Origin of the sequence: Kocuria sp., from assembly GCF_030530945.1 — a bacterium.
Taxonomy (GTDB): Bacteria; Actinomycetota; Actinomycetes; order Actinomycetales; family Micrococcaceae; genus Kocuria.
In genome coordinates, this window is sequence record NZ_JAUMTZ010000005.1 from 1 (window position 1) to 26,055 (window position 26,055).

Genomic DNA, 26,055 nt, shown 5'->3' on the forward strand with positions numbered 1-26,055 from the left:
GGCGCCGGTGCACTACCTGTTCCGCCCGTACATCGTGTACCGCTCCCGCGGCTCGCAGCCGCACGCGGGTTCCGTGGGCGTCCGCCGCGGCTGGGAGCCCATTGGCACCCAGGACAGGGCCAGTTCACGACGCCGCACGCGGCCTCCGCGCGCACGCACCGGTTCCACGCGCGCCAAGTGAGTTCCCCGCCGGAACGAGCCGGCGTTCCCAACCCATCCCTGCGCTGCGGCGCACTGCACCGAGGAGAGCCATGTCCACCGTTCATGCCAGCGGGGCCACCCCGAACTTGAAACAGGGCCAGCTGCGGAACCTGATCCTGGCCACCCTGGCTTCCACCGTGGGGTTCTGGGCGTGGACCGTGGTGGGTCCGCTCTCCAGGCGCTATGCCACCGAGATGCACCTGAGCCCCGGGCAGACCGCCATTCTGGTGGCCATGCCGATCTTCGTGGGGTCGATCGCCCGGGTGCCCGTGGGTGCCCTCACGGACAGGTTCGGCGGACGGGTCATGTTCACCGTGATCCTGGGCGTCACGGCCCCCCTGGTGCTGCTCACGGGGTTCGTGGGCGGGATGCACAACTTCCCGCTGCTGGTGGTGGTGGCATTCTTCTTGGGGATCGCGGGCACCGTGTTCGCGATCGGCATCCCGTTCTGCTCGGCGTGGTACGAGTCCCACCGCAAGGGTTTCGCCACCGGCGTGTTCGGGGCCGGCATGGTGGGCACGGCGGTCTCCGCGTTCTGCACCCCGCGGCTCGTGGCCGCCACCGGGTACTTCACCACGCACGTGGTCATCGCGGTGGTCGTGGCGGCCGCCGCGGTGCTGTGCTGGCTGCTGCTGCGGGACTCCCCCACCCGGGCGGGCGTTCCCGTGGAGCCGATGGTGCCGAAGCTCCGGGCTGCGTTCGGGCTGAAGGTCACGTGGCAGCTGTGCTTCCTCTACGCGGTGGTGTTCGGCGCGTTCGTGGCGTTCTCCAACTACCTGCCCACCTACCTGGCGAACGTCTACTCCTACGACGCGACCGCCGCGGGGACCCGCACCGCGGGCTTCGCGGTGGCGGCCGTGGTCGCCCGGCCCGTGGGCGGCACGCTCGCGGACCGCTTCGGGCCCAGGGTCATCACGCTGCTGTCCCTGACCGGGACCATCGTGACGGCGGTGCTCGTGGCCTTCCAGCCCGCAGGGGAGCATGTCTACGGCCCGCTGTTCCTGCTCATGGCCCTGTTCCTGGGGCTGGGTACCGGCGGCGTGTTCGCGTGGGTGGGACGGGCCACCCCGGCCGAGAACGTGGGCACGGTGGGCGGTGTGATCGCCGCGGCCGGCGGGCTGGGGGGCTACTTCCCGCCGCTGGTCATGGGGGCCACCTACGACGCCGAGAACAACTCCTACTTCGTGGGCCTCACGCTCTTGGCTGTGTTCTGCCTCGCCGCACTGCTGCTCTCACTGGTGGTGCGCCACGGCGGGCGTACCTGGGCGGACTGAGCGGCGGGGGCGGGTCCCGCGGGGCCTGAGACCCGCGCCCACGGGGCCGCCCGCGGGCCCTCAGCCCCGAGCCCGCCTGGCCGCGGCGCGCTCCACCAGCGCCACAGACTCCTCGGGGGTGTAGTGCAGCCGGTCCGCGACCACGTCCAGGTACGCGGCGGCGGCCCGCGCCGCGGCGGCCTCACGTTCGTCGCGGCCCTGCGCCACGAACGTGCCCCGGCGCCCGCGGGTCTCGATGATCCCGCGGGTCTCCATCTCCCGGTAGGCCTTGGCCACCGTGCCGGCGGCGAGACCGAGCTCCGCCGCGAGCGCTCGCACCGGGGGGATGCGGTCACCCACCGTGAGCTCCCCGGCGGCCACGTCCCGCAGCACGCACTCCACGAGCTGCTCGTACACCGGGGTGGGGGAGTGGGGGTCCACCGTGAACATGGGCACGCCTTTCGTCGTCTGCGCCCATCGTAGAGCGGGAGCGGGCGACGGCGGCGCGCTCAGTCCCGCAGCCACGCCCCGGTGCTCGGGTGCCACGCGGCGAGATCCAGGCGCCCCACGAGACCCTCCCGCGCGAACGGGTCCTCGGCGAGGATGCGGCGGGCCGCGGCCTCGTCGGGCGCCTCCAGCACCAGCATGCCGTCCCCGAACGGGCCGTCCAGCAGCTGGCCGGACGCGAGGAGTGTGCCCTCCTCCTCGAGCCCCTGGAAGTAGGCGTAGCGGGCGGGGCGCAGCGAGCTCATGGCCTGCGAGGAGGCCGCGTAGCTGAAGGTGGCGACGTAGACGGTCATGGGCCCAGACTACGGCGGCCTTCTGCCAGCCCCGTGGTCCGCACTGCACGTAGGCTTATGGTCGTGTCCGCGCATGCAGAACTTCCCCGTCCGGCCGCCGCAACACCCGATCCGCAGGCCGTCCGCACCTTCGTCCACCACGCACTGGAGCGGGCCCGGGTGCTCGGGCGCCAGCTCCCCCCGCCCGGGGAGGGCGCCACGGGGGAGCTGTGGCGGCAGCTGAGTGCGCTGGGCCGTACCGACCTCGCGCACGCGCGGATCATCGAACCCCATCTGGACGCCCTGGCCATCCTGCGCCAGGCCGGGCGTGAGGACCTCGCCGCCGGGGGCCACACCTGGGCCGTGTGGGCCGCCGAGGGCCCCGGTGAGCCCCTGCGTGCCGTTCCCACCGCGGACGACGCCGCCGGGCCCGGTGCCGGGGCGCCCGCCGGTGCCCGTGCCTGGACCCTCACCGGCACCAAGCCGTGGTGCTCCCTCGCGGACTCCGTGACCCGCGCCGTGGTCACCGCCCACGTGTGCGACGAGAACGGTGAGCCCACCGGCCACCGCCGCGCGTTCGTGGTGGCCACCGACCACCCGGGGTTCGAGCCCGAGCCCGTGACGCGGTGGATCTCGCACGGTCTGGCGGAGGTCGTGACCGTGCCCGTGGCCTTCGATGCGGTTCCCGCCGAGCCGCTCGGCGCGGACGAGTGGTACCTGACGCGCCCCGGTTTTGCGTGGGGCGGCATGGGCGTGGCGGCCATCTGGCTGGGTGGCGCGCAGTCCGTGGCGGACCTGCTGTGGTCCCAGCTGCGCCACCCGCGCCGTCCCGTGGACGATGCCGCGTTCACCGCCCTGGGACAGCTGGACCTCACCCTGGGGGCGGCCCGGGCGGTGCTGGAGCGCGCCGCGGCGGCCGTGGACCGCGGCGACGCCGTCGGGCAGCGGGGTGCCGCGTGGGCCCTGCGGGTGCGCCGCACCGTGGCGGACGCCGCTGAGGAGGTGATCCGCGTGGTCTCCCGTGCCACCGGACCGGGACCTCTCACGGGGGATCCCGGCCACATCCGGCGGGTGGAGTCCCTGCAGGTGTACATCCGCCAGGACCACGCCGAGCGGGACACCGCCGCCCTGGGGCGGTCCCTGCTGGAGCTCGCGGAACACACGGCGCAGGACTCCGTGCAGGAGGAGGACACCCCGTGGTGACCTTCGACCACAGGGATTCCGGAACACCCGAGGCGGACTGGGCCCGCTGCGGCGCCCTGCGCCGCGCCCCAGAGCTGGACCTCACGGGCGTGGACCGTGCCGTGGTGTTCGCCGCGCACCCGGACGACGAGACCCTCGGCGCGGGCGGCACCGTGCACCGGCTGGCCCGGCAGGGGACCGAGGTGCGCGTGGTGGTGGCCACCCTGGGGGAGAACTCCCACCCGGAGTCCCCCACGCACACCCCGCACCGGCTCACCGAGCTGCGCCGCGCGGAGATGGCCGGGGCGGTCCGCGCGCTCGCGGGGGAGGGCGTCACCCCGCACCACCTCGGTCTCACGGACGGCGCCCTCACCGAGGAGCAGCTGCGAGAGCCCGTGGCGGAGCACGTCGCGTGGGTGGAGCAGGGGGAGAAGCCTCTGGTGGTCTGCACGTGGGAGCACGACGGGCACACGGACCACGAGGTCCTGGCCCGCAGCGTCGCCCGCGCCGCGGGGGCCCGGGGGGTGCGCTGCGTGCAGTTCCCCGTCTGGTACTGGCACTGGGGCTCACCCTCCCGGCTGCCGCGCGGCCTGGTGCGGGTCCCGCTGGCGGACGCGGACCGGCGGGCCAAGCAGGACGCGCTAGCGCACCACGCCACGCAGGTCCGCCCGCTCTCGCACCAGCCCGGGGACGAGGTGCTGCTGGGCGAGCACGTCCTCGCGCACTTCGCGCGGAACGTCGAGCACTTCGTGGTCTCCGCGCCGGACCAGGCGGCGGTGTTCGACCGCGTGCACACGGACTCGGCGGACCCCTGGGCCGTGGACACCTCCTGGTACGAGCGGCGCAAGCGTGAGGTGCTCCTCGGCTGCCTCCCGCGGGCGCGCTACGAGCGCGTGCTGGACCTGGGCTGCTCCACGGGTGCACTGACCGCGGAGCTGGCCCGCCGGGCGGGAAGCGTGGTGGCGGTGGACGCGAGCGACGTCGCCCTGCGTACCGCCCGCGCCCGGCTGGCGGAGCACGGCGCCGCGAACGTCGAGCTCGTGTGCGCGGTTCTGCCCGCGGGCTGGCGGGACGAGTGGGCGCCGCGGGACCTGGTGGTGGTGAGCGAGATGGGGTACTTCTGCTCGCCCGAGCAGTGGGACGAGCTGCTGGAGCGCTGCGCCACTGCCCTGGCACCGGAGGGGCACCTGGTGCTGTGCCACTGGCGCCATCCCATCGAGGACTGGCCCCTGGACGGCGCGGACGTGCACCGTGCGGCGCGTCGCCGCCCGGACCTGCGGCGCGTGGTGAGCCACCGGGAGCCGGACTTCGAGCTGGAGGTCTTCGCGCCCGTGCCCGGGGAGCGCGGGTGATCCGGCGGCTCGCAGTGGTGGTTCCTGCCTGCGACGAGGAGGAGCGGGTGGGTCGGTGCGTGGCCTCGGTGGCCGCGGCGATCGCCCACCTCCGAGCCGGATCCCCGGTGGACCCGCCGCACGTGGGCGTGGTGCTGGCAGCGGACTCGTGCACCGACCGGACGGTGGAGCGGGCGCGGCGGGCGTGGGCGGCGTCGTGCCTCGCCGAGGACACCGCGCGGCTGGAGGTGCTGAGCGGGCGGTGGCGCAGCGCCGGTGGCGCGCGGGCCGCGGCGGCACGGCACGCGCTGTCGTGGACGCCCGGCCCGGAGTGGCTCGCCTCCACGGACGCGGACACCGCCGTGCCCGAGAACTGGCTGGCCCACCAGGTGGAGCGCGCGGCGCACGGGGTGGACGCGGTGCTGGGGACCGTGGAACCGGACCCCGCCGAGTGCCCGGAGGCCGTGCAGCGGCTGTGGCGCAGCGAGCACGTGCTCGCGGAGGGCCACCCGCACATCCACGCCGCGAACATGGGTGTGCGTGCCCGGTGCTACGAGCGGGCGGGCGGGTTTCCGCCGGTGGAGTGCAGCGAGGACGAGGCGCTCGTGGCGGCGCTGCGCGCGGCGGGCGCGCGGGTGGAGGCCACGGACCGGATCCGAGCGGTCACGTCCGGGCGGCTGGAGGGGCGCGCCGAACTGGGGTTCGCCCACCACCTGCTGAGCCTGGCCCGGTTGGCCGACGCCGGGCAGCCGGGGCCGGCGCCAACCATGGGGCACCGGGGCCCGGCCGGGCGCAGCGGGAGCCCGCGGCACTTCGCCCCTCGCGGAAACGCTTGAACCCCCACCCCCGGTTCTGACTACTGTGAACACGGAACGCACACCGACACGGGAGGTATTTTCGTGAAAGCCACGCACATCGACGCCAGCCGCCTCATCGACGCCCCGGCGAAGGACATCTTCGAGATCCTGACCCTGCCCGCCAAGCACGCCCAGATCGACGGCTCCGGCACCGTGGTCTCCGGCTCCGACCAGCGCATCCAGCAGGTGGGCGACGTGTTCGTCATGAACATGCACGCCGAGCACATGGGCGGGGACTACAAGATGGAGAACCACGTCACCGGGCTGGAGAAGGACAAGCTCATCGCCTGGAAGCCCTGCCAGGAGGGCACCTCCGTGGAGGACAACGGCTGGGAGTGGATGTACGAGCTCCAGCCCGAGGGCTCCGACCGCACCAACGTGACCCTCACGTACTCGTGGGAGCACGTCAACCCGGCCGTCCTCAAGAAGGTGAGCTTCCCGGTCTTCGACACCGACGTGCTCAAGGAGTCCCTGGAGAAGCTGGCCGCGGCCGTCTCCGGCTCCTGACACCCCGGGGCTCCGGCTCCGCACGCAGGCACGTTCGCCCGCGCTCTCCTGAGGGAGGGCGCGGGCGTTCTCGTGTGCGGGGCCCGCACGCAGGCGCCGCGGCGGACGACGGCGCCCGGTCACCGTGGCGGGAACGGCCCCGCACCTGACGGGCGCACCGGCGTAGCCTGGCCGGGCCGGGCGGCGACGTTCCGGTCCGGACCCGGGGTGCCGTGCAGTCCCGGTGGGCAGAGGACAGCGGAGAGGCTCGGGATGGGATCGTCAGTCAGCGCGTGGGAGGGCTACGACAGGGGTAGCTCCGGGTACAGGCGCATCCTCGTGGCGCTGCTGTGCGCCGGAGTGGCCACGTTCGCGCAGCTGTACTCGGTGCAGGGCGTGCTGCCTATCATGGCCGCGGACCTGCACGTGGACGCCGCCCGGTCCGCCCTCGCGGTCTCCGCAGCCACCATGGGTCTCGCCGTGGGGGTGATCCCGTGGTCGCTCGTCTCGGACCGGTGGGGCAGGAGGCGGGCCATGGTTGCCGCAGTCTCCGCCGCCACGTGCCTGGGCGTGGTCATGGGCGTGATGCCCACGTTCGAGTCCCTCGTGGCCCTGCGCTTCGTGGAGGGCATGGCACTCGGAGGGATCCCTGCGGTGGCCATGGCCTACCTCTCGGAAGAGGTCAACCCCCGCTACGGTGCCCTGGCGGCCGGGACTTACATCTCCGGGACGAGCCTGGGCGGGCTGTCGGGGCGCATCGTGGCCGCGCCCCTCGCGGACTTCTTCGGGTGGCGCGTGGGGACCACCGTGGTGGCACTGATCGCGGCGGTGGCCGCGGTGGTGTTCATCGTCCTCGCCCCGCGGCAGCGGGGGTTCACACCCCAGCCCGTCCGTCTCACCGGGGAACAGGGCCTGTTCGCCCACCTGTGGATCAACCTCCGGGACCCGCGCCTGTTCACGCTCTATCTGCAGGGGTTCCTGCTGATGGGCGGGTTCGTGGCCGTCTACAACTACATCGGCTTCCACCTGGGAGGGGAGCCGTTCCACGTCCCTCAGAGTGTGATCTCGGTGCTGTTCCTGGCATATCTCTCCGGCACCTGGTCCTCGGCGAAGGCTGGGGGTCTGGCGATCCGGCGCGGCAGGAAGCCGGTGCTGATCGGCTCCGCGCTGATCATGCTTGCCGGGCTGCTCCTGACCGCCGTCCCGTGGTTGCCCGCGATCGTTGTGGGACTGCTGGTCTTCACCGCCGGCTTCTTCGCCGCGCACTCCGTGGCCAACGGGTGGGTGCCCGCCCTCGCCACGGAGGGGCGCGCCCAGGCGTCGTCGCTGTACACCCTGCTCTACTACGGCGGCTCCTCCGTGCTCGGCTACGCGGTGGGTGTGCCCTTCACCGCCGCGGGGTGGAACGGGGCGGTGCTGTGCATCGTGGGGCTCATTGCCGCCGCCGTGGTGCTCGCGGTGGTCTTCCTTCCGCGGGCGCGTGCGGGTGAGGGGGTGCGCGTCGGATAGGAGGGGCTGTGGCGGGCGGCTGGTCTGCGCGCTCCGGGAGGTCTGAGGCCGCTGACCCGCGCGGCCGCCCGTCACACGGAAACGGCGGGCCCCACCGGGAAGGTGGGGCCCGCCGTCGTGGTGCGGGGAGCGCGGCTCAGGCGGTGAGCTGCTCCTCGATGGCGCCCACGAACGCGTCCAGGTCACCGGGGTTGCGGGAGGTGATCAGCGTCCAGCCGTTGGCGGGGCAGACCTTGGCGGACTCGTCCACCCAGGTGCCGCCCGCGTTGACGATGTCCGTCTTCACGGACTGGTACGAGGTCAGGGTCTTGCCCTTGACCAGGCCGGTCTCCACGAGCAGCCACGGGCCGTGGCAGATGGACGCCACCGGACGGCCGGAGGAGGCGAAGGCCTTCGCGATCTTCTGGGCGTCCTCATCCAGGCGCAGGGTGTCCGCGTTGAGGGTGCCGCCGGGCAGCAGCAGGAGGTCGTACTCGGACTCGTCCACCGCAGAGATGGTCTGGTCCACGGGGAAGGTCTCGCCCAGGTCCCAGTCGCCCACGAGGGACTTCACCTCGCCGGACTCGGGTGCGGCCACGGTGACCTCCGCACCGGCCTGGCGCAGCTTCTCCGCGGGCACCTTCAGCTCGTCCTGCTCCACGCCCTGGTTGTTGGTGAGGAGGAGGATCTTCTTGCCGGACAGTTCAGCCATTGCTAAGGGTCCTTTCTATCGGGTGATGGTTCAACTGTGGCACCGGGGAGCGGCGTCCGGCAAGAGTTCCGGGGCCGGTTCCGCTGTCAGCGACACGTTCCCGACGCCGCCGGGAAGCGTGCCGGGGCGCGGCGCCCCCGCCTCACGCGAAGGGCTGGGATGCGCGGTCCAGCGCGGCGACGTCGTCCTCGGTGAGGTGCAGGGACGGCGCCGCCAGCAGCGCGGGCAGCTGCGACGTGGTGGAGGCCGAGGCGATCGGGGCGGTGACCCCCTTGGCGAGCAGCCAGGCGAGGGCCACCGTGGCGGGCTCCGCGCGGTGGTGCTGCGCCACGGCCACGAGCGCGTCCACGACCTCCAGGCCCGCCGCGGAGACGTACTCCCCGGCCATCTGCTCGCGTGCAGAGCCCCGGAGGTCCTCCGCGGAGCGGTACTTGCCCGTGAGGAAGCCGGACGCCAGGGAGAAGTAGGGGAGCACGGCGGCGTCGAACTCCCTGGCCAGCGGGGCGTAGTCCCGCTCGTAGTCGCGGCGGTGGACCAGGTTGTACTGCGGCTGGATCGCGGCGGGCACGCTCGCGCCGCGCTCGTGGGCCACGGTGAAGAACTCCCGCATCCGCTGCGGCGAGTAGTTGGACAGGCCCACCGCGTGCACGCGGCCCGAGTCCACGAGCTCGTGGAAGGTCTCCACCTGCTCCTCGATGGGAGTGTCCTCGTCGTCGTAGTGGGCGTAGTAGAGGTCCACGTACCCGGTCTGCAGCCGGTCCAGGGACTCCTCCAGGGCCACGTTCACGGTGTCCCGGGAGAGGCCCCGGTGCTGGGGGTGGACGCCCACCTTGGTGGCGACCACCACGGAGTCGCGGTTGCCGCGGTGGGCCAGCCAGTTGCCCAGCACGGTCTCGGACTCCCCGCCCGAGTGCCCGGGCGCCCACGCGGAGTACACGTCCGCGGTGTCCACGAAGTTGCCCCCGGCGGCGGTGAAGGCGTCCAGGACGTCGAACGAGGTCTGCTCGTCACTGGTCCACCCGAAGGTGTTCCCGCCCAGGTTCAGGGGGAAGATCTCCTGGTGGATGCCCCGGATGCGGGCGGACGGGGTGTGCGCGGCCATGGTGTGCCTCCTGCGGTGGCGGTGCGGCCGCGCGGTCGATCACGCGACCCTGGTGCGCTCGCGACCCTAGCACTTGCCCCGGCAAGCAAACAGGCGGGGGAGGGGCGTGGACGGAGTCGCGCGCCCGGCCCGTCACCGGGCGCGGGGTTCGGCGCGCCGCGGGTTCGGCCTGCGCCCTCAGGCCGCCTGCTCCTGGATGATCGCGATCTTCTGCCACACCTTCCGCGCCATGTCCGAGGTGAGGGTCTCGATGCCCTCCACCGCGTCCAGCACGTCCCCGTCCGTGGTGTCCTCCGCGAACAGCGCCGCCGTCTTGCCCACGAGCGAGAGCATCTCCGTGCAGTAGTCCAGGTACTGGGTCATCTCCGCGCGGGTCATGTCAAGGTCCCCACCCCGCCCGGTGCCGGTCTGAGCGTCGGCAGCCCCCGACGACGACGGCGCGCCCTCCGTCCGCTCGGAGGCGCCCGGCACGTCCGGCAGCCGCTCGGGGACCTTGACCAGCTGGTGCATGTCGATCACGTGCGCGAGGGAGCGCAGCCGGTGCAGCACGCGCAGCACGCGGGCGCGCTCCATGCGCTGGGGTACGGCGAGGAGGAAGAAGATGGCGATGCCCGCGAAGACCAGATCGTTGACCACGGTCTCCAGGAGGGGCAGCCAGTCCACCGGGCCGAGCGCCTCGGGATCGGACCAGATGCTCGCGGCGGCCAGTGCGATGGCCGTTCCGAAGACCAGAAGCACCGCGAGCACACCCACCCGTGTGAGCAGGCGGGCCGAACGGATCCGGCGCCTGCTGATGCCGCCGCCCTCCGTCACCTCGTCCACCAGGGCGATCAGCTCACCTCCCACCTCCCACAGGCTGCGCCGGGGAAAGCGGGCGTAGATCCGCCGTTGCAGGGTGGCTGCCGAACCGCGGACCGCCGCGCCGTCCAGGTGCTGGTAGCGGCTGCCGGCCGGAGGCCCGTCGTCGTGGTCGTCCGGGCGCATGGGGGCAGGATGCGGAGAGGTCACTCCCCGAGGATAGGCGGCGAGGGGTGATGGCGACGGCCCGCAGGGCGGGCCGACATCATCTCCGATCACCTGGAGGAAGCGTGGGCCATGGAGGCGCTCCCCCACGGTCGCGGAACGACGGGTGACAGATGCCGTGATGCCCCGGGCGGCGTCGGTGCCGGTCAGACGGTGGCGCGTGCGACGACCTCTCCGTGGGGCATGCAGAACCAGGCATCGGGGGAGTTTCCCCAGTTCTGCCAGACGTCCGCGATGCGTTCCACCTCGGCGCGGGACAGGCCCTGTTCCTGCGCCCGGGCCGCGAAGCTCGACGTCCGCACGCGCTCCGCCTGGGAGCCGCCCCACCAGCGGGCGCTCTCGGGGTCGGCATAGGTCCAGGTGGAGGAGCCCACGCTCTCGACGGTGAGTCCTGCCGCGTTCGCCCACGCCCGCAGCCGACGGCCGGCGTCCGGCTCACCTCCAAGCGCGCGGGCGCCCGCGCAGTAGGTGTCCCGCCACCGGTCGAGTCCCTCGCTCTGGGGGTACCAGCTCATGGCGCCGTAGTCGGCGTCGCGACAGGCGACGACGCCGCCCGGTGCGCAGTAGCCCGCCATGGCGCGCAGCATGGCGACCGGGTCGGGCACGTGCTGGAGCACCTGGTGGGCGTGGACCACGTCGAAGGACCCCGGTTCCACGGGCACCGCGAAGAGGTCTGCCACGAGGAACCGGGTGGTCGTGTCGCCCCGCGACTCGGCACTCGCGCGGGCCGCGGCCACGGCGTCGGCGGAGAAGTCCACGCCCACCACCTGGCCCTCCGGTCCCACGATCTCGGCCAGGTCCAGCGTGATCGAACCCGGACCGCACCCGAGGTCGAGGATGCGCAGACCCGGGCGGAGCCGGTCGAGGAAGTAGGCGCAGCTGTCAGCGGCGCTGCGGGTGGAGTGGGAGGCCAGGACCGCCAGCTGGTGGCCGTGGCTGTACCGAGGGGTTGCGGCGGAGTCGGGCGAGGTGGTCATGGAGGCACGGTAGGGCGCGGGTGTCAGCGGGAAAAGACGGGACCGCATGGTGAGACGAGCTGCTGGCCCCGGAGTACTACCCAGCCCGGGGCCGATTTTCATGAGGGCAACAAGGGGTGCCGCGATGGCGATCGTGAACTACACCACGTGAGGTCATTATGCTGCAGCTGTATCACCCAAGCGATACAATTGCAGTTATGGGAGTCCTCGATGTCGTGTCGCGTGTGTCTGAACTGGCAGTACGGCAGTGGGGTCTGCTCACCACGGCTCAGGCCGGAGCGGAAGGCATCACCCGGCTGCAGCTGGCGCGTCTCGCGGCGGCGGGCGTGCTCGACCGCCTCGACAGGGGTGTCTACGCCGTCCCAGCGGCGGTGGACGAACGGACCCCCCTGCGTGTCGCCTGGCTGACCCTTGATCCCGCGCAACTCGCCGAGGAACGGCTGGCGGATCCCATGGCATCGGGCGTGGTTTCCCACACCTCGGCGGCGACTCTCCATGGCGTGGGCGATCTCCTGGATGACGAACCTGAACTCACGGTGCCCGGTCGGAAACAGAGCCGACGGGGTCTGCGCCTGCATCGGGCGGTCTTGGACACTGGCGACGTGACGATTGTGGGTGGCCTGCCGGTGACCACGCCGGCCCGCACCGCCGCAGATCTCCTGCGCGACGGGCACGATCCCTCGCACGTTGCTGAGATCATCGACGAAATGCGACGAAGGGACCTGGCCTCTCAGGGCGAGCTGGTGGCGGTGCTGGACCCGCTGGCGCGGAGGAACGGCCAGCCGGACGGGGCTGCGCTGCTCGAGAGTCTGCTCACAGGGAGTGGCCTGGGCCTCGAGAGCAGACCAATTCATCCAGAGGCAGAGGGGAACACCGGGGCCATGAAATTCCCACTTGTCCTGGTCGCCGATTCGGCGGGTGGTGCAGAGTGAAGGGGGAGTTTCCCCACCGAGACGGCAACGCCCTCTGGGCTGCGGTCAGGGCGCGCGAAAACGGAGGCCAGGGTTTCGGGGATCGCCGTGGAGGCGATCATCAGGCAGTTCGTTGTCGATCGCTTTCTGGCGCGGGTGTTCAGCTCTTCCCCTGCCGAATGGGTGCTGAAAGGCGGCAATGCGGTGCTCAGCCGCGTGCACGATGCGCGCGCGACCAAGGATGTCGATCTGCTGGTCGGTCTGACGAACCTGGAGGACGCGGTCGCGAGGTTGCGCACGGCGGTCGCCGTCGACCTCGGTGACCACTTCAGATTCATTGTCACCGAGGCCCGTGTCGCTTCCGGGGGCACCTTGCAGTCGGGTGTCGAAGGCTGCAAGGTGTCGGTCGATGCCTACTGCGGGGTGACGCGTCGCCACCGTTTCAGCGTGGACCTGGTGGTGTTTGCGCGGACCCAGTACATCGACGGGCCTGAGCTCTCCCGGGCCATTGCGGCTGAATGGGCCCACCGTGGCCTTCCCGGTAGCCCCTTCTTCGCTCCACCACACACCTGGGACCGGCTGTACCCGGCAGCAGCACGTCGAGTTCCAGCCTGTGGTGACGTCCTCACGTTCCACGCGGCCCTGGAGCTCACCGCGGCCTTCCTCGACCCCGTGCTTGAACACTTTGTCTAGGGCATGCGCTGGTCTCCGGAGAATCGCGCCTGGGGGAGTTCTTGAACTTTCCCGGTGGGAAATCTCCGAGCCAGCTCTTGCCGTGCGGAGGGGGCGTGAAGAAGATCGTTGCCCAGGCCCACTGGGCAACCCCAGATGTGCAGGAATGCGGTGGAAGTGCTGTGACCCGATGCCTCGTCAGTCCGCCACGTGATCGGGTGGTCTTCCACCCGATGTCCTCGACTGGGCCGCACCGCCACTTGCCCTACGGAGGAACGCCGGATGCTGATGGAAGCTGCCGACACCACCGAACTTGATGAGCTGACCTGCATGGGCAGGGGGCTACGGCCCCGGGACCATCACCTGGCGTTGGGGTTGATCCGTACGAGGACGATGCAGAGCACCGCGATCACGATGGTCGAGTACGAGTAGAAGAGACCCGCCGAGCTGCCCGCCGAGAGCTTCAAAACGATGCTCACGATGCTGCACACAATCGCGAGAGCAGCCGCGATGTAGATGAACTTCTTGACGCCGTACGGTGTCTCACCGTTCACGGCGGCCTCCTCGCTGGCATGGGGATGCGCGGTCATGAAATCAACGTGAAGTTTCCGTCGCGCGTCACCCGGTATCTTCCGACCGTTCCGCTCCCGCCGCCCTTCTGGAGCGAACGGGACCGCACGACGACCTCGAACGAGCCGTCCTGGTTGGGGAAACCCGCGTAGGTGAAATCGGGGTTGTTCTTGAACTCGACCCTGGAGACGAGGGCAATGGCCTCGTCCGGCGTGGTGATGTTCAACTGCTTCCACTGAGGGGTCCCACTGGGACCCGGAGGGACGACGAGGTCCGTGTTCCGGGCGCCGGACGGCGTGGGGTGGGCCGCAGGGGACGTTGGGGCAGCGGTGGGCGCGTGCTCCGCCGGAGGGGCGGTGGCTGGTGCGGAGGACGGCTGCGCGCTGGTCGCTGAGGGCTCCGGTGCTTCGACGGCGGTGGACGAGGGTGACGCCGCCACCTCGGGTGCCGCGGAACGGTATGACGGGGACGCCGACTGCTGGAGGTCTTCATTCGGGCTGCTCCACGACGCAGCGGCAGTGGGCGCGGAGCTCGTGGCAGTGGCGCGCGGGTTCCGCGAACCGTTCTTCGCATTGATGACGTACAGCGTGATCCCTGCGGCGATCAGGAGCACCACCACAGCCAGTGCAATTGCGCACATGATTTTGCGGCCGGTGCTCATCACATCTCCTCCGTGGGGTGATAAAAGCCTACTCTGCACTCAGATAAGTGCCCCACACATATAGAGGAATGCTGGAGGGTGATTCATGAGGAATGAGTCCCTTTCACCCTCGCCCGATGCGCCTCCCCACCTCCCGCAGCAGGCGCGGGGCCTCGCGCATGGAGGTTTCTACGTCCGGGGCCAGGGCGCGCAGCTCGTGCACGGCCTCGAACCCGGTGGTTCGCAGGGTCTGCGCATCCAGCGTGCTGCGCCCGCACACCGCCACCACGGGGACCCCGTGGCGCTGCCCCACCCGGAGCACACCCAGGGGTGCCTTCCCGCCGAGGCTCTGCTCGTCCAGACTGCCCTCGCCGGTGACCAGCAGGTCCGCGCCCGCCGCGGCGGCGTCGAGCCCCACGAGGTCGAGCACCACGTCGATCCCCGCCCTGCGCTCGGCCCCCAGCACCGCGAGTGCCGCGTAGCCGACGCCGCCGGCCGCCCCCGCGCCGGGTGCGTCCGCGGCCGTGCGGGCGGGTTCCCCGAGGGCGTGGGCGAGCCGGTCGCGGAACACGGCCAGGGCGGCGTCGAGCTCGGCCACGTCCGCCGGGGAGGCGCCCTTCTGAGGCCCGAAGACCGCGGCTGCCCCGCGCGGGCCGAGCAGGGGGTTGTCCACGTCCGCCGCGAGCGCGAACTCCGTGTCCCGGAGCTGCGGGTGCAGAGCGGAGGCGTCCACCGTGTGCAGCCGCGCCAGCGCGGCGCCGCCGAGGGGAAGGGGGTCTCCGGCGTCGTCGAGCAGGCGCAGCCCGAGCGCGGAGAGCATGCCCGCGCCGCCGTCCGTGGACGCGCTGCCGCCCACGCCCAGGACCAAGCGCGTGCACCCGGCATCCAGCGCCGCGGCGATCAGCTCGCCGGTGCCGACGGTCGTGGCGGTGCGGGCCGCGAGGTCGGGATGGCCCTCGCGCAGGGGGAGGGCCGCGAGGCCCGAGGCGAGCGACATCTCCACCACGGCCTCGTCTCCGCGCCGCGCCCACGCGGCACGGACCGGCGCCCCGGTGGGGCCCGTGACCGTGAGGTCGTGACGCTCGAAGCCCGCCTCCAGAGCGGCGTCGAGCGTGCCCTCCCCGCCGTCCGCGATGGGCAGGACCTCCACGGCCGCGTCCGGGCGCGCCTGGGTGATGCCTGCCGCGAGTTCTGCCGCCGCCTGGCGGGCGGTCGCGGAGCCCTTGAACTTGTCCGGTGCCACGACCACGCGCACGGAAACCTCCTGGGGTTGTCGGGTGCCCTGCTCCTCTCGGATCAGGGTGCCACGGGAAAGCGGAGAGCGAGCGACGCCGGACGCGGACGACGCCGCCGCTCACGGTGCGGGTGGCGGAGCTCGCGTCTCGCACCCCGCCGCGCTCGGCCTACTAGCCTGATCGCATGCCTACAACCCTGGACGACCTCACCTGGCCCCGCCGCACCGAACGGCTGACGCTGCGGAAGCAGGAGCCCGCGGACGCGGATGCCCTGTGGGAGATCGAGGGCGACGCCGCCCAGAACCGCTGGACCACGCGCGTCTACCAGGACCGGGCGGCGTTCGACGCCGACCGGGGCACCCGCGCGGCGTCGGACCTGGTGGCGCACTGGGATGGCCGGCTCGCCGGGGTGCTCATGGTGGCGCAGAAGGACGCCTGGTCCCAGGCCGAGGTGGCCGGGCAGGCGAAGGGCCAGCTGGTGGAGCTGGGCTGGCGCGTGGCCCCCTGGGCACAGGGCCAGGGGATCGCCACGGAGCTGGCCCGGGAGGGGCTGGCGATCGCCGTCGAGATGGGCGTGCACAGGGTGGCGGCCAGCTGCTTCATCGAGAACGCGGCGTCGTGGCGGGTCATGGAGAAGATCGGGATGCGGCGCGAGTCCCACACGGTGAGAGAGTCCCTGCACCGGGACGGCACGTGGCACGACGGCCTCACCTACGCCGTGCTCACCGAGGAGCTCGTGGCGGGCCGGACGCAGGGAGCCTAGTCCGCGCTCCGCTCCGGCAGCACGATCTCCGGCAGCGGCCGGGGCGTCTCCGCCACACGGGACACCCGAGAGGTCAGCGCCCTCACGGGCCCCGCGCTCGCCATCCGCAGCAGGCCCTGCCACAGGCGGACCCCCGCCGCCGTGCGGGGGTAGAACACGCGGGGCAGTCCCGGCGGCAGCTTCTGGCTGTCCGTCACGAGCGGGCGCAGCCACTGCTCGTACTCCGCCAGGGCACGGGCATGGTCCTGCGGGTGCTGGGACAGGAACGCCGCGAGCACGTACCCGCCCAGCAGTGCGAGGGACGCCCCACCGCCGCCCAGGGGAGTGACGCACCAGGCGGCGTCGCCCGTGACCACGGTGCGGCCCCGCACCCAGGCGGGCATGTGGATCTGCGTGAGGTGGTCGCTGTAGACGTCCCTCGAGTCCCGCAGGGCCTCCAGGACACGGTCGGTCTCCCAGCCGGCACCGCGGAAGCGGGAGTCGAGCTCCGCGAGCAGGGCCTCGCCGCGCAGGTGGGTGAGGTCCGCGTCCCGGTCGATGAACGCCAGGGTGGCGCGCGTGGTGCCGTGGTTGTCCGGGCGCAGCGTGACCTGCCGGGAGTCCGTGGCCAGGTACCAGCGCCACCAGCGGTCGTCCCGCGCGGTGCGCTCGATGGTCGCGTAGACCATCTCCAGCCCCAGTTCTCGCCGGGTGACGAGCTCCCCGAACACCCGGTCACGGGTGGTGGAGCGCACGCCCTCGGCCACCACCAGCAGCTCGCAGCTCTCCTCGCGGCCGTCCGAGCACACCACGCGGGTGCACCCACCGGGCTCCTCGTGGACCGCCTCCACCGTGGTGCCGAAGCGGAAGGCCACCGTGGACGGCAGGGCGCCCCGGACGACCTCCGCGAGGTCCCCGCGCAGGATCTCCAGCTCCGCCGTGAGTCCGCCCGAGCCCGTCACCGGGAACGCACCGAGCACCCGGCCGCGGCGGTCCACGAACGCGGTGCCCTCCTCGGTGGTGGTGTGCGCGCGGATGGCCGCCTCGATCCCCATGCGCTCGACGACGCCGCGCGCCGCCCCGCGCACGTCCACGTTCTGCCCGCCGCCGCGGAACTCGGGAGCCCGCTCCAGCACGGTGACGCGCCACCCGCTGCGCGCGAGCCAGAACGCGGTGCTCAGCCCCGCGATGCTCGCGCCGGAGACCAGGGCGTGGGGTGCTGTCATGGGGTGCCTCTTCTGCGGGGACGGACGGGGTCAGCTGGGGGAGAGGCTACTCCCTGGCCCCCGCGGAGCCGGCCCCGGGTGCTTTCCGCTGAAATGACGTACCCGTCGGTGCAGGTCTAGAGTCACGTCCCATGACTACCAACGTTGCTGCCTACCAGGCCGTCGCCTCGGACGCCCCCCTCGAGAAGGGCACCATCGAGCGGCGCGACCTGCGCCCGGACGACATCCGGATCGAGATCGAGTTCGCCGGGATCTGCCACTCGGACATCCACACCGTCCGCGAGGAGTGGGGTCCCATCGACTTCCCCATGGTCCCGGGTCACGAGATCATCGGCCGCGTCACCGAGATCGGCTCCGAGGTCACCACGTTCTCGGTCGGCGAGCGCGCCGGGGTGGGGTGCCTGGTGGACTCGTGCCGCGAGTGCGAGTGGTGCCTGCGCGGCGAGGAGAACAACTGCCCCAAGGCCGTGGCCACCTACAACGGCAAGGACCGCTTCGACGGGACCCCCACCAACGGCGGCTACTCCACGGAGATCGTGGTCTCCGAGGCCTTCGCCCTGCACATCCCGGAGAACCTGGACCCGGCGGCCACCACCCCGCTGCTGTGCGCCGGGATCACCACCTACTCCCCGCTGCGCACCTGGGGCGTCACCGAGGGCTCCAAGGTGGCCGTGGTGGGCATGGGCGGACTGGGCCACGTGGCCGTGAAGCTGGCCTCCGCGATGGGTGCGGAGGTCACCGTGATCAGCCAGACCCGCTCCAAGGAGGAGGACGGCCGCCGCTTCGGCGCCACGGACTGGATCGCCCGCAAGGAGGATCCCGAGGCCCTGAAGAACCATAAGGGCGCGTTCGACGTGATCATCAACACCGTGTCCGCCCACATCGACGTGCAGGAGTTCATGGCCACCCTGCGCCCGCACGGCGCCATGGTCCTGCTGGGCCTGCCCACCGAGCCCCTGCAGGTGAGCGCCGGCTCGCTGATCGGCGGCCGCAAGTCCCTCACCGGCTCCAACATCGGCGGCATCCGCGAGACCCAGGAGATGCTGGACTTCTGCGCCGAGCACGGCGTCACGGCGGAGATCGAGCTGATCAGCGCCGAGGACATCAACGACGCCTACGACCGCGTGGTGGGCTCGGACGTGCGCTACCGCTTCGTGGTGGACGCCAAGAGCATCTGAGGTCCCGCTCGGCGGGCACCCGCGCAGCGTGCCCCGACGACGACGGCGCCCTGTCCCCTGGAGGGGCGGGGCGCCGTCGCCGTGTGCATCCGATCGCGGCACGGACCGGGCTCAGGCGCCCGCGGGTGCCCGGGCGGCGTCGTCCGCCTCCGCCAGGAGGCCTTCGAGGTACGCCCCGTAGCCGCTCTTCGCGAGGCCCGCGGCCCGGGCGAGCAGCTGGTCGTCCGAGATCAGCCCCAGGCGCCACGCCACCTCCTCCGGGCAGCCGATGGACAGTCCCTGCCGGGCCTGCACGGCACGGACGTAGTTGGTGGCGTCCGCGAGCGAGTCCACGGTGCCGGTGTCCAGCCAGGCGGTGCCGCGTGCGAGCACGTGCACGGCCAGTTCCCCGCGCTGCATGTACAGCCGGTTCAGGTCCGTGATCTCCAGCTCGCCGCGCGCGGACGGGGTGAGCTGCCGGGCGAGCTCCACCACACGGTTGTCGTAGAAGTACAGCCCCGGCACCGCGTACCGGCTGCGGGGCTCGCGCGGCTTCTCCTCGATGGACACGGCCCGCCCGGAGGAGTCGAATTCCACCACGCCGTACGCGGTGGGGTCCGCCACCCGGTAGCCGAAGACGGCGGCGCCGCGCACGTCCTGGAAGCGGCGCAGCTGCGCCCCCAGCCCCGGTCCGTAGAAGATGTTGTCCCCCAGCACCAGGCACACGCTGTCGTCCCCGATGTGCTCGGCGCCCAGCAGGAACGCCTGGGCGAGCCCGTCCGGAGCGGCCTGCTGGGCGTAGTCGATGCGCACCCCGAACTGCGAGCCGTCCCCGAGCAGGCGCTCGAACTGGGGGGCGTCGTGCGGGGTGGTGATCACCAGGATCTCCCGCACCCCCGCCAGCAGCAGCGTGGACAGCGGGTAGTAGATCATCGGCTTGTCGTACACCGGGACCAGCTGCTTGCTCACGCCCACGGTCACCGGGTGCAGCCGCGAGCCCGTGCCGCCGGCCAGGATGATGCCCTTCATGTCCCCATTGTGGCAGGCCACCATGCGCGTGCATGAACCCGCAACCGGGGCGCCGTGTCCGGAGCGCGTCCCCGTCCTGGCTAGCATGAAGGCATGAAACCCTTCGTGCTGCTGGCCACCCGTGCTGATGACGTCCTCGCGGACGAGGAATACGAGGCCGTGGCCCGGTTCGGCGGCCTGGAGGAGTCCCAGCTCACGCGGATCCGGTTGGAGTCGGGCCAGTGGCCGGCCCTGGACCTGGACGACTACAGCGGGATCATCGTGGGCGGCTCGCCGTTCAACTCCTCGGACCCCGCGGAGGAGAAGTCGAAGGCCCAGCGGACCGCCGAGACCTGGATCACCGAGCTGCTGGACGAGGTGGTGGCCCGCGACTTCCCGTTCCTGGGCGCGTGCTACGGCGTGGGCACCCTGGGGATCCACCAGGGCGCGGTGGTGGACCACACCCAGCACGAGGACGTGGGGCCCATCACCGTGACCCTCACGGAGGAGGGGATGCAGGATCCGCTGCTGGCGGGCATGCCCCGGGAGTTCAGCGCGTACGTGGGCCACAAGGAGGGCACCCGGGTGCTGCCCCCCAACGCCGTGCTGCTGGCGGAGGGCTCCGTGTGCCGCGTGCAGATGTACCGGATCAAGAACAACCTCTACGCCACGCAGTTCCACCCCGAGCTGGACGTGGCCGGGCTGGTGAACCGCGTGCGCGTCTACAAGGACCTGGGCTACTTCCGCCCCGAGGAGCTGGACACCGTGATCGACCGCGTGTCCAACGGACCGGCCGTGGACCAGGCGCCCAGGATCCTTCGCGCGTTCGTGGAGCGCTACCGCCGCTGAGGTCCCCGCCCCGCCACGGCGGGGCACCGCACCCCGTGGCAAGTGCCGCCGGATCCGGCGCGCCCGGTCCGTGGCCGCTACCGTGGAGGCATGAGTCACCTGAGCGCTCCGTGGACCACCCCGGCACCCCTCACCGTGGGGGGCCGCCCGGTGCCTCCCGCCGGCGAGCGGCCGGCCGCAGGACCGGCGCCCGTCCCGCGGATCCGCCCGTACTTCTACCACCGCCTCGCGCTGACGGACCCGCGGCACCGCTGGTGGAAGCCCCTCGTGGAGGGCGTGATCCTCGTGGGCCTGTACCTGGTGGTGAGCATCCTCCTGGGGATCGTGCTGGCGGTGGCCGTGCCCCAGAGCCTCAGCCTGGACCTCGATGCCATGGACCAGAGCGACCCCGCGGTGTTCTTCGTGCTGTTCGCCTCGGTGGCCCTGCTGCTGCCGTGCGTGCTGGTGGCCCGCCTGGTCATGGGGCCCCGCCCCCTGGGTCTGATCTTCTCCGTGGCCGGGCGCATCCGCTGGCGGTGGCTGCTCACCTGCGCGCTGGTGGCCGTGGGCGTCTACGCGGTGGTCAACGCCGCGGGCATCGGGCTGGACCTCCTCGGGGGCGCCACGGCCACCCCCGTCCGCCCGCTGCCGGGCTTCTGGTGGTTCATCGCCACGATCCTGCTGGTGGTGCCCCTGCAGTGCGCGGCGGAGGAGCTCGTGTTCCGCGGCTACCTGGCCCAGACGGTGGGGCGCTGGCTCAAGCACCCGGCGTGGGCCATCCTGCTGCCCGTGCCGCTGTTCGTGCTGGGCCACGCCTACGACCTGTGGGGCCAGCTGTCGGTGGGCATCATGGCCGTGGCCATGGGCATCGTCACGTGGCGCACCGGCGGGCTGGAGGCGGGGATCGCCCTGCACGCCGTGAACAACATGAGCATCTCCCTGTTCGCCGCCCTCGGCCTCGTGGACATGAACGAGACCAGCGGGGCGCCCACGGACCTCATCACGGAGCTGATCCTCAACGGCGCGTACGTGGCGCTCGTGTTCCGGCTCGCGCGGCGTCGCCCGTCCCTCGCGGTGACCCGCACCGTGGTCCTGCCCCCGCCCCCGGCACCCCCGCGCCTGCCGGACGTGCGCCACCGCCCCGCGGCGCTCGCCGGGGACCGTTCCGGGCTGGCCGCCTATCCCGTGGACCCCGCCAGCGGCGCCTACCTGACCCTGCCGCCGCAGTACGGGCCGTACACGGTCAGGGACGGCCAGGGGCGGTTCGTGGGCGTGCTGGACACGCGCCCCGCCGCCCCGCAGGCACCCACCTACACTGGCCCCCATGACGGACAGCACTGACACCCCGGCCCCCGCCGCCCACGGGGCCCCCGCACCGACCACCACGCCGCTCGACGCCGGTGCGTCCCCGATTACCGGGTTGCAGGACTCCGCCCACGCGTCCTTCGCCCGTGCGCTGGGGGAGTTCGTCACCGCCTCTCCCAGCTCCTACCACGCGGTGGCCGCCGCGGCTCGGGAGCTGGAGGGCGCGGGCTTCGGCTTCCTGGCCGAGACCGCACCGTGGGAGCGCATGGCGCCGGGGCGCCACTACACCGTGCGCGACGGCGCCCTGATCGCCTGGGTGCTCCCGGCCGGTGCCGCACCGGGCACCGGGTACCGGATCCTCGGGGCGCACACCGACTCCCCGGGCTTCAAGCTCAAGCCCCGCCCCACCACCGTGACCCACCGCTGGTACCAGGCGGGCGTGGAGGTCTACGGCGGCCCCCTGTTGAACTCGTGGCTGGACCGGGACCTGCGCTTCGCGGGACGGCTCGTGGTGCGCGGCGCGGACGGGCGGCCGCGGGAGCTGCTCACCGCCACCGGCCCGGTGGCGCGCATCCCGCAGCTGGCCATCCACCTGGACCGCTCCGCGAACGAGGGCCTCACCCTGGACAGGCAGCGGCACGTCCAGCCCGTGTGGGGCGTGGGTGACGCCCAGGACGCGGACGTGCTGGCCGTGCTCGCCTCCGCGGTCTCCCAGCCCGCCGCCGGTCCCGCGGCCGCCCGTTCCGGCCAGGATGCGCCGGACGGCACCGCGCCCCTGGATCCCGCGGACATCCTGGGCTACGACGTCACGGTGGCGGACACCCAGGCCCCGGAGCTGATCGGCGCCCAGCAGAACCTGCTGGCCAGCGCCCGCCTGGACAACCTCACCTCGGTCTTCGCGGGTCTGCGCGCCATGGTCGAGCACGCGGCGGAGCTGGAGGCCGCGGAGCAGATCAGCGTGCTCGCCGCGTTCGACCACGAGGAGGTGGGTTCCGCCACCCGCTCCGGCGCCGCAGGACCCTTCCTGGAGGACGTGCTGGTGCGCATCGGCGCGGCACTGGGGGAGTCCCGGGAGGAGCACCGTCGAGCCCTGGCGAACTCCGTGTGCCTCTCCTCGGACGCCGGGCACCTGGTGCACCCCAACTACCAGGGTCACCACGACCCTGTGAACACCCCCGAGCCTGGGCGCGGTCCGCTGCTGAAGATCAACGCCCAGCAGCGCTACACCACGGACTCCGTGGGTGCCGCCCTCTGGGCGCAGCTGTGCGAGCGGGCGGGAGTCCCGTACCAGGAGTTCGTCTCCAACAACACAGTGCCGTGCGGCTCCACCATCGGCCCCATCACGGCCACGCGCCTGGGCATCCGCACCCTGGACGTGGGCGTGGGCCTGCTGTCCATGCACTCGGCGCGCGAGCTCGTGCACACCGCGGACCTCCACGCCCTCCACGGGGTGGTCGGGAGCTTCTGGCGCGGCTGAACCCCGGCGGGCACGACGCCGCCCGGTGGCCTTCCGTCCGAGGGCCACCGGGCGGCGTCGTGGTCCGGGAGAGGTCCCGGGGCTGGCGGTGCTACGGCAGCTGGAGCATGGAGATGTCCGCCATGCGGGCCAGCACGCGCACCACCTGGCACGAGTAGCCGAACTCGTTGTCGTACCAGACGTAGAGGACCAGCGAGCTGTTGTTCACGATGGTCGCGAGCCCGTCCACCACGCCCGCGCGGCGCGAGCCCACGAGGTCCGTGGAGACCACGTCCGGGGAGTCCACGTAGTCGATCTGCTTACGCAGCGGCGAGTTCAGCGAGATGTCCTTGAGGAACGCGTTGACCTGCTCCGCGGACTCGGGGGCGTTCTCGAGCTGCAGGTTCAGGATGGCCATGGACACGTCCGGGGTGGGCACGCGGATGGCGTTGCCGGTGAGCTTGCCCTTCATGGCGGGCAGCGCCTTGGCCACGGCCTTCGCAGCACCCGTCTCGGTGATGACCATGTTCAGCGCGGCGGAGCGGCCGCGGCGGTCGCCCTTGTGCCAGTTGTCGATCAGGTTCTGGTCGTTCGTGTACGAGTGCACGGTCTCCACGTGGCCCTGCACGATCCCGTACTCGTCGTCCAGCACCTTGATCACGGGGGTGATGGCGTTGGTGGTGCAGGACGCCGCGGAGAGGATGGTGTCCTGCGGGGTGATGTCCTGGTCGTTCACGCCGCACACGATGTTCTTCATCTCGCCCTTGCCGGGCGCGGTGAGCAGCACCTTGGACACGCCCGTGGAGCGCAGGTGCTGGGAGAGGCCCTCCTCGTCCCGCCACACGCCGGTGTTGTCCACCACCAGGGCGTCGTGGATGCCGTACTGCGTGTAGTCGATCTCGGCGGGGGAGTTGGCGTAGATGAACTGGATGGGCACGCCGTTGGCCGTGATCACGCTGTTCTCCTCGTCCACCGTGATGGTGCCGTCGAAGGAGCCGTGCACGGAGTCCCGCCGCAGCAGGGAGGCGCGCTTGACGAGGTCGTTGCCCGGCTTGCGGCGCACCACCACGGCGCGCAGGTTCAGGCCGGTGCCGTCGTTGCGGTTGAGCAGGATGCGGGCCAGCAGGCGGCCGATGCGCCCGAAGCCGTAGAGCACCACGTCACGCGACTCGGGCTCGTTGCTGCCGTGCTGGTCCACGGCCGGGGCCAGCGCCTCGCGCAGGTAGGCGTCCAGGTCCGTGGCGCCGGACTCGGTGAACCCCTGGTGCAGCTTGGCCACGTCCACGTTGCACACGCCCAGGTTCAGCCCGCCCAGGGCCGTGACGATCTCCACGGTCTTCTCCAGGGGCAGCTCCTCGCCCAGGATGCGGCGCGTGAAGCGGTGGACCTTGATGATGTCCGTGACGGACTTGTGGACCAGGGAGCGTCCGAAGGCGGTGGTGACCACCTTGTTCTCGCGGTGCAGCTTCCCCACCAGGGGAACCAGCTCCTCGGCGTATGCCTCCCGTTGCGACCAGGTGGTGCTCATGAGCATCCTTCTTCCTCGGCCCGGACGTCGTCGTGAGGGCCGTGTTCGGGTCCTGCGGTGTGCGCGGGACCGGCATGGTGGCGCGCCCGGTGAGCGGCGCTGCTCGTCGTGCGCCAAGTTTACGGGCCCCGCGAACCCACCCCGCACCGCGCGCACGCATGACGACGCCGCCCGCCCACCGAGTGCTCGCCTCGCCCCGCCGCCCCGGACCGCCCGCCGTCGCGCCCCGCCGCCTCCCGGTTCCGCAGCTCCGGCACCCGCAGGCCGCGGCCCCGTGAGGAGGGGCGGCGGCGTCGCCCCGCTTTGCTACCGTGGTGGCATGTTGACCGTGATCGGTGAGGCCCTCGTGGACGTGGTGTCCCGCAGCGGCGGAGAACCCAGTGCGCACGTGGGCGGGAGCCCCATGAACGTGGCGGTGGGCCTGGCCCGGCTGGGCCAGCAGGTGCAGTTCCTGGGCCGCTACGGCCGGGACGAGCACGGCCGCCAGGTGGCGGAGCACCTGAGCGGCAGCGGTGTCCAGCTCCCGTTCGAGGCGGACGAGCGCCCCACGTCCGTGGCCCGGGCCACCCTGGACGAGGACGGCTCCGCGAGCTACGACTTCCAGCTGGACTGGTCCCTGGACGTGTCCCCCGGACAGATCGACGAGCTGCTCGAGGGCACGGACCTGCTGCACGTGGGCTCCATCGGCGCGATGCTCGAACCGGGGGCGGGCGTGGTGCGCCAGGCCCTGGAGCGGGCCCACCGCCACGCGCTGATCACCTACGACCCCAACTGCCGCCCCACCATCATCCCGGACTCCTCCGACGCCCGCGCCCGCGCCGAGCGGATCGTGACGCTGTCCCACGTGGTCAAGGCCTCGGACGAGGACCTGCTGTGGCTCTACCCGCACCGCAGCATCGAGGACTCCGCGCGCGCGTGGCTCGCGGCCGGTCCGCGCCTCGTGGTGGTCACCCGCGGTGCCATGGGCCCCTGGGCGATCAGCCGCGGCACGGGCGAGGCCGGCGTGTCCGTTCCCGCCGCGAAGGTGGCCGTGACGGACACCGTGGGCGCCGGCGACTCCTTCATGGCCGCGCTGCTCTCCGCGCTCGCGGACCGCGAGATCCTGGGGGCCTCCGCCGCCTCCTCCCTGGAGCAGCTGCGCGCGGGCGAGGTCGAGGACCTGCTGCGCTACGCCGCCGCGGCCGCCGGCGTCACGGTCTCCCGCTCCGGCGCGCAGCTGCCCACCCGGGAGGACCTGCCCGCGAACGGCTGAACCGTCCCCGCGGTCAGCCCGCCCTGGGCCACCCCGGTGCGAGGCACCCGGCCCGCGCGGGGTCACGCCGGGGCCACGAGGCGCGGGAACCCGCTGGCCGTGACCGCGGGTTCCCCGACCGCCCCGTGCACCAC

Annotated in this window: 26 protein-coding genes and 1 pseudogene; 15 read left to right on the forward strand and 12 right to left on the reverse strand. The window is 72.3% G+C overall.

The features are described 5' to 3' along the window. Nucleotides 1–181, forward strand: a pseudogene (locus Q4A22_RS06345) (respiratory nitrate reductase subunit gamma); the annotation flags it as partial. A gap of 70 nt (nucleotides 182–251) precedes the next feature. Then, nucleotides 252–1,475, forward strand: a complete 1,224-nt coding sequence (locus Q4A22_RS06350; RefSeq protein ID WP_303177896.1) for a nitrate/nitrite transporter — start codon at nucleotides 252–254, stop codon at nucleotides 1,473–1,475. A gap of 60 nt (nucleotides 1,476–1,535) precedes the next feature. Here the strand turns inward: Q4A22_RS06350 and Q4A22_RS06355 are convergent, their stop codons facing one another. Together Q4A22_RS06355 and Q4A22_RS06360 are read right to left on the reverse strand one after the other, a co-directional pair. After that, entirely contained in the window at nucleotides 1,536–1,904 is a 369-nt protein-coding gene (locus Q4A22_RS06355; RefSeq protein ID WP_303177897.1) for a GntR family transcriptional regulator, read from the reverse strand. Between the two features lie 59 nt (nucleotides 1,905–1,963). Further along, nucleotides 1,964–2,254, reverse strand: a complete 291-nt coding sequence (locus Q4A22_RS06360; RefSeq protein WP_303177898.1) for a YciI family protein — start codon at nucleotides 2,252–2,254, stop codon at nucleotides 1,964–1,966. Between the two features lie 57 nt (nucleotides 2,255–2,311). Between Q4A22_RS06360 and Q4A22_RS06365 the strand changes: the two genes are divergently transcribed. The 5 genes from Q4A22_RS06365 to Q4A22_RS06385 all read left to right on the forward strand — a co-directional run bounded on the left by Q4A22_RS06365 (nucleotide 2,312) and on the right by Q4A22_RS06385 (nucleotide 7,598). Beyond that, nucleotides 2,312–3,436, forward strand: a complete 1,125-nt coding sequence (locus tag Q4A22_RS06365; RefSeq protein WP_303177899.1) for an acyl-CoA dehydrogenase family protein — start codon at nucleotides 2,312–2,314, stop codon at nucleotides 3,434–3,436. Next, nucleotides 3,430–4,767, forward strand: a complete 1,338-nt coding sequence (locus Q4A22_RS06370; RefSeq protein ID WP_303177900.1) for a bifunctional PIG-L family deacetylase/class I SAM-dependent methyltransferase — start codon at nucleotides 3,430–3,432, stop codon at nucleotides 4,765–4,767. Before Q4A22_RS06365 ends, Q4A22_RS06370 begins: the two co-directional genes overlap by 7 nt. Further along, complete coding sequence (locus Q4A22_RS06375) at nucleotides 4,764–5,582, forward strand: glycosyltransferase family 2 protein (RefSeq protein WP_303177901.1); 819 nt, start codon at nucleotides 4,764–4,766, stop codon at nucleotides 5,580–5,582. The genes Q4A22_RS06370 and Q4A22_RS06375 overlap by 4 nt, the downstream gene beginning before the upstream one ends. Before the next feature lie 63 nt (nucleotides 5,583–5,645). Continuing rightward, nucleotides 5,646–6,110, forward strand: coding sequence for an SRPBCC domain-containing protein (locus Q4A22_RS06380; protein WP_303177902.1), 465 nt, complete (start codon nucleotides 5,646–5,648; stop codon nucleotides 6,108–6,110). A 252-nt stretch (nucleotides 6,111–6,362) separates the two neighbouring features. Continuing rightward, on the forward strand, nucleotides 6,363–7,598 hold the full coding sequence (locus tag Q4A22_RS06385) for an MFS transporter (RefSeq protein WP_303177903.1): 1,236 nt from the start codon (nucleotides 6,363–6,365) through the stop codon (nucleotides 7,596–7,598). A 136-nt stretch (nucleotides 7,599–7,734) separates the two neighbouring features. Here Q4A22_RS06385 and Q4A22_RS06390 read toward each other — a convergent pair whose 3' ends face one another. From Q4A22_RS06390 to Q4A22_RS06405, 4 genes are all read right to left on the reverse strand, one after another. Then, nucleotides 7,735–8,289, reverse strand: coding sequence for a type 1 glutamine amidotransferase domain-containing protein (locus Q4A22_RS06390; RefSeq protein WP_303177904.1), 555 nt, complete (start codon nucleotides 8,287–8,289; stop codon nucleotides 7,735–7,737). 142 nt (nucleotides 8,290–8,431) lie between these two features. Further along, a complete protein-coding gene (locus Q4A22_RS06395; protein WP_303177905.1) occupies nucleotides 8,432–9,391 on the reverse strand; it encodes an aldo/keto reductase in 960 nt (319 codons plus the stop codon). A 177-nt stretch (nucleotides 9,392–9,568) separates the two neighbouring features. Continuing rightward, the gene (locus Q4A22_RS06400) at nucleotides 9,569–10,399 is read right to left on the reverse strand and encodes a hypothetical protein (RefSeq protein ID WP_303177906.1); all 831 of its coding nucleotides are present in this window, start codon (nucleotides 10,397–10,399) and stop codon (nucleotides 9,569–9,571) included. Between the two features lie 161 nt (nucleotides 10,400–10,560). Further along, nucleotides 10,561–11,391: a methyltransferase domain-containing protein gene (locus tag Q4A22_RS06405; protein ID WP_303177907.1), complete on the reverse strand. Its 831-nt coding sequence runs from the start codon at nucleotides 11,389–11,391 to the stop codon at nucleotides 10,561–10,563. 197 nt (nucleotides 11,392–11,588) lie between these two features. On the opposite strand from Q4A22_RS06405, the gene Q4A22_RS06410 reads away from it, so the two are divergent. Further along, nucleotides 11,589–12,323, forward strand: coding sequence for a type IV toxin-antitoxin system AbiEi family antitoxin domain-containing protein (locus tag Q4A22_RS06410; protein WP_303177908.1), 735 nt, complete (start codon nucleotides 11,589–11,591; stop codon nucleotides 12,321–12,323). A gap of 87 nt (nucleotides 12,324–12,410) precedes the next feature. Continuing rightward, nucleotides 12,411–12,995: a nucleotidyl transferase AbiEii/AbiGii toxin family protein gene (locus Q4A22_RS06415; RefSeq protein WP_303177909.1), complete on the forward strand. Its 585-nt coding sequence runs from the start codon at nucleotides 12,411–12,413 to the stop codon at nucleotides 12,993–12,995. A 338-nt stretch (nucleotides 12,996–13,333) separates the two neighbouring features. On the opposite strand, the gene Q4A22_RS06420 is transcribed toward Q4A22_RS06415, so the two are convergent. From Q4A22_RS06420 to Q4A22_RS06430, 3 genes are all read right to left on the reverse strand, one after another. Next, a complete protein-coding gene (locus Q4A22_RS06420) occupies nucleotides 13,334–13,564 on the reverse strand; it encodes a hypothetical protein (RefSeq protein WP_303177910.1) in 231 nt (76 codons plus the stop codon). After that, nucleotides 13,561–14,205 (reverse strand): hypothetical protein, encoded by a 645-nt coding sequence (locus Q4A22_RS06425; RefSeq protein WP_303177911.1) that lies wholly within the window; start codon nucleotides 14,203–14,205, stop codon nucleotides 13,561–13,563. Before Q4A22_RS06425 ends, Q4A22_RS06420 begins: the two co-directional genes overlap by 4 nt. Nucleotides 14,206–14,308: 103 nt before the next feature. Next, nucleotides 14,309–15,439 (reverse strand): glycerate kinase, encoded by a 1,131-nt coding sequence (locus Q4A22_RS06430; protein WP_303177912.1) that lies wholly within the window; start codon nucleotides 15,437–15,439, stop codon nucleotides 14,309–14,311. 164 nt (nucleotides 15,440–15,603) lie between these two features. Here Q4A22_RS06430 and Q4A22_RS06435 point away from each other — a divergent pair, with 164 nt between their 5' ends. Then, on the forward strand, nucleotides 15,604–16,182 hold the full coding sequence (locus tag Q4A22_RS06435; protein ID WP_303177913.1) for a GNAT family N-acetyltransferase: 579 nt from the start codon (nucleotides 15,604–15,606) through the stop codon (nucleotides 16,180–16,182). On the opposite strand, the gene Q4A22_RS06440 is transcribed toward Q4A22_RS06435, so the two are convergent. Then, entirely contained in the window at nucleotides 16,179–17,387 is a 1,209-nt protein-coding gene (locus tag Q4A22_RS06440; RefSeq protein ID WP_303177914.1) for an FAD-dependent monooxygenase, read from the reverse strand. The two genes, Q4A22_RS06435 and Q4A22_RS06440, sit on opposite strands and share 4 nt — an antisense overlap. Nucleotides 17,388–17,518: 131 nt before the next feature. Here Q4A22_RS06440 and Q4A22_RS06445 point away from each other — a divergent pair, with 131 nt between their 5' ends. Next, nucleotides 17,519–18,565 carry an NAD(P)-dependent alcohol dehydrogenase gene (locus Q4A22_RS06445; protein ID WP_303177915.1) on the forward strand — a complete coding sequence of 349 codons (1,047 nt, stop codon included), beginning with the start codon at nucleotides 17,519–17,521 and terminating at the stop codon, nucleotides 18,563–18,565. A gap of 111 nt (nucleotides 18,566–18,676) precedes the next feature. On the opposite strand, the gene rfbA is transcribed toward Q4A22_RS06445, so the two are convergent. Beyond that, on the reverse strand, nucleotides 18,677–19,573 hold the full coding sequence (rfbA, locus tag Q4A22_RS06450) for a glucose-1-phosphate thymidylyltransferase RfbA (RefSeq protein ID WP_303177916.1): 897 nt from the start codon (nucleotides 19,571–19,573) through the stop codon (nucleotides 18,677–18,679). A 93-nt stretch (nucleotides 19,574–19,666) separates the two neighbouring features. On the opposite strand from rfbA, the gene Q4A22_RS06455 reads away from it, so the two are divergent. From Q4A22_RS06455 to Q4A22_RS06465, 3 genes are all read left to right on the forward strand, one after another. Beyond that, nucleotides 19,667–20,401, forward strand: coding sequence for a glutamine amidotransferase (locus Q4A22_RS06455; RefSeq protein ID WP_303177917.1), 735 nt, complete (start codon nucleotides 19,667–19,669; stop codon nucleotides 20,399–20,401). 90 nt (nucleotides 20,402–20,491) lie between these two features. After that, nucleotides 20,492–21,721: a CPBP family intramembrane glutamic endopeptidase gene (locus Q4A22_RS06460; protein ID WP_303177918.1), complete on the forward strand. Its 1,230-nt coding sequence runs from the start codon at nucleotides 20,492–20,494 to the stop codon at nucleotides 21,719–21,721. Continuing rightward, nucleotides 21,705–23,162, forward strand: coding sequence for a M18 family aminopeptidase (locus Q4A22_RS06465; RefSeq protein WP_303177919.1), 1,458 nt, complete (start codon nucleotides 21,705–21,707; stop codon nucleotides 23,160–23,162). Before Q4A22_RS06460 ends, Q4A22_RS06465 begins: the two co-directional genes overlap by 17 nt. Nucleotides 23,163–23,253: 91 nt before the next feature. Here Q4A22_RS06465 and Q4A22_RS06470 read toward each other — a convergent pair whose 3' ends face one another. Next, a complete protein-coding gene (locus tag Q4A22_RS06470; RefSeq protein WP_303177920.1) occupies nucleotides 23,254–24,669 on the reverse strand; it encodes a glyceraldehyde-3-phosphate dehydrogenase in 1,416 nt (471 codons plus the stop codon). 319 nt (nucleotides 24,670–24,988) lie between these two features. Here Q4A22_RS06470 and Q4A22_RS06475 point away from each other — a divergent pair, with 319 nt between their 5' ends. Beyond that, entirely contained in the window at nucleotides 24,989–25,921 is a 933-nt protein-coding gene (locus Q4A22_RS06475; protein ID WP_303177921.1) for a carbohydrate kinase, read from the forward strand. The last annotated feature ends 134 nt before the right edge of the window (nucleotides 25,922–26,055 follow it).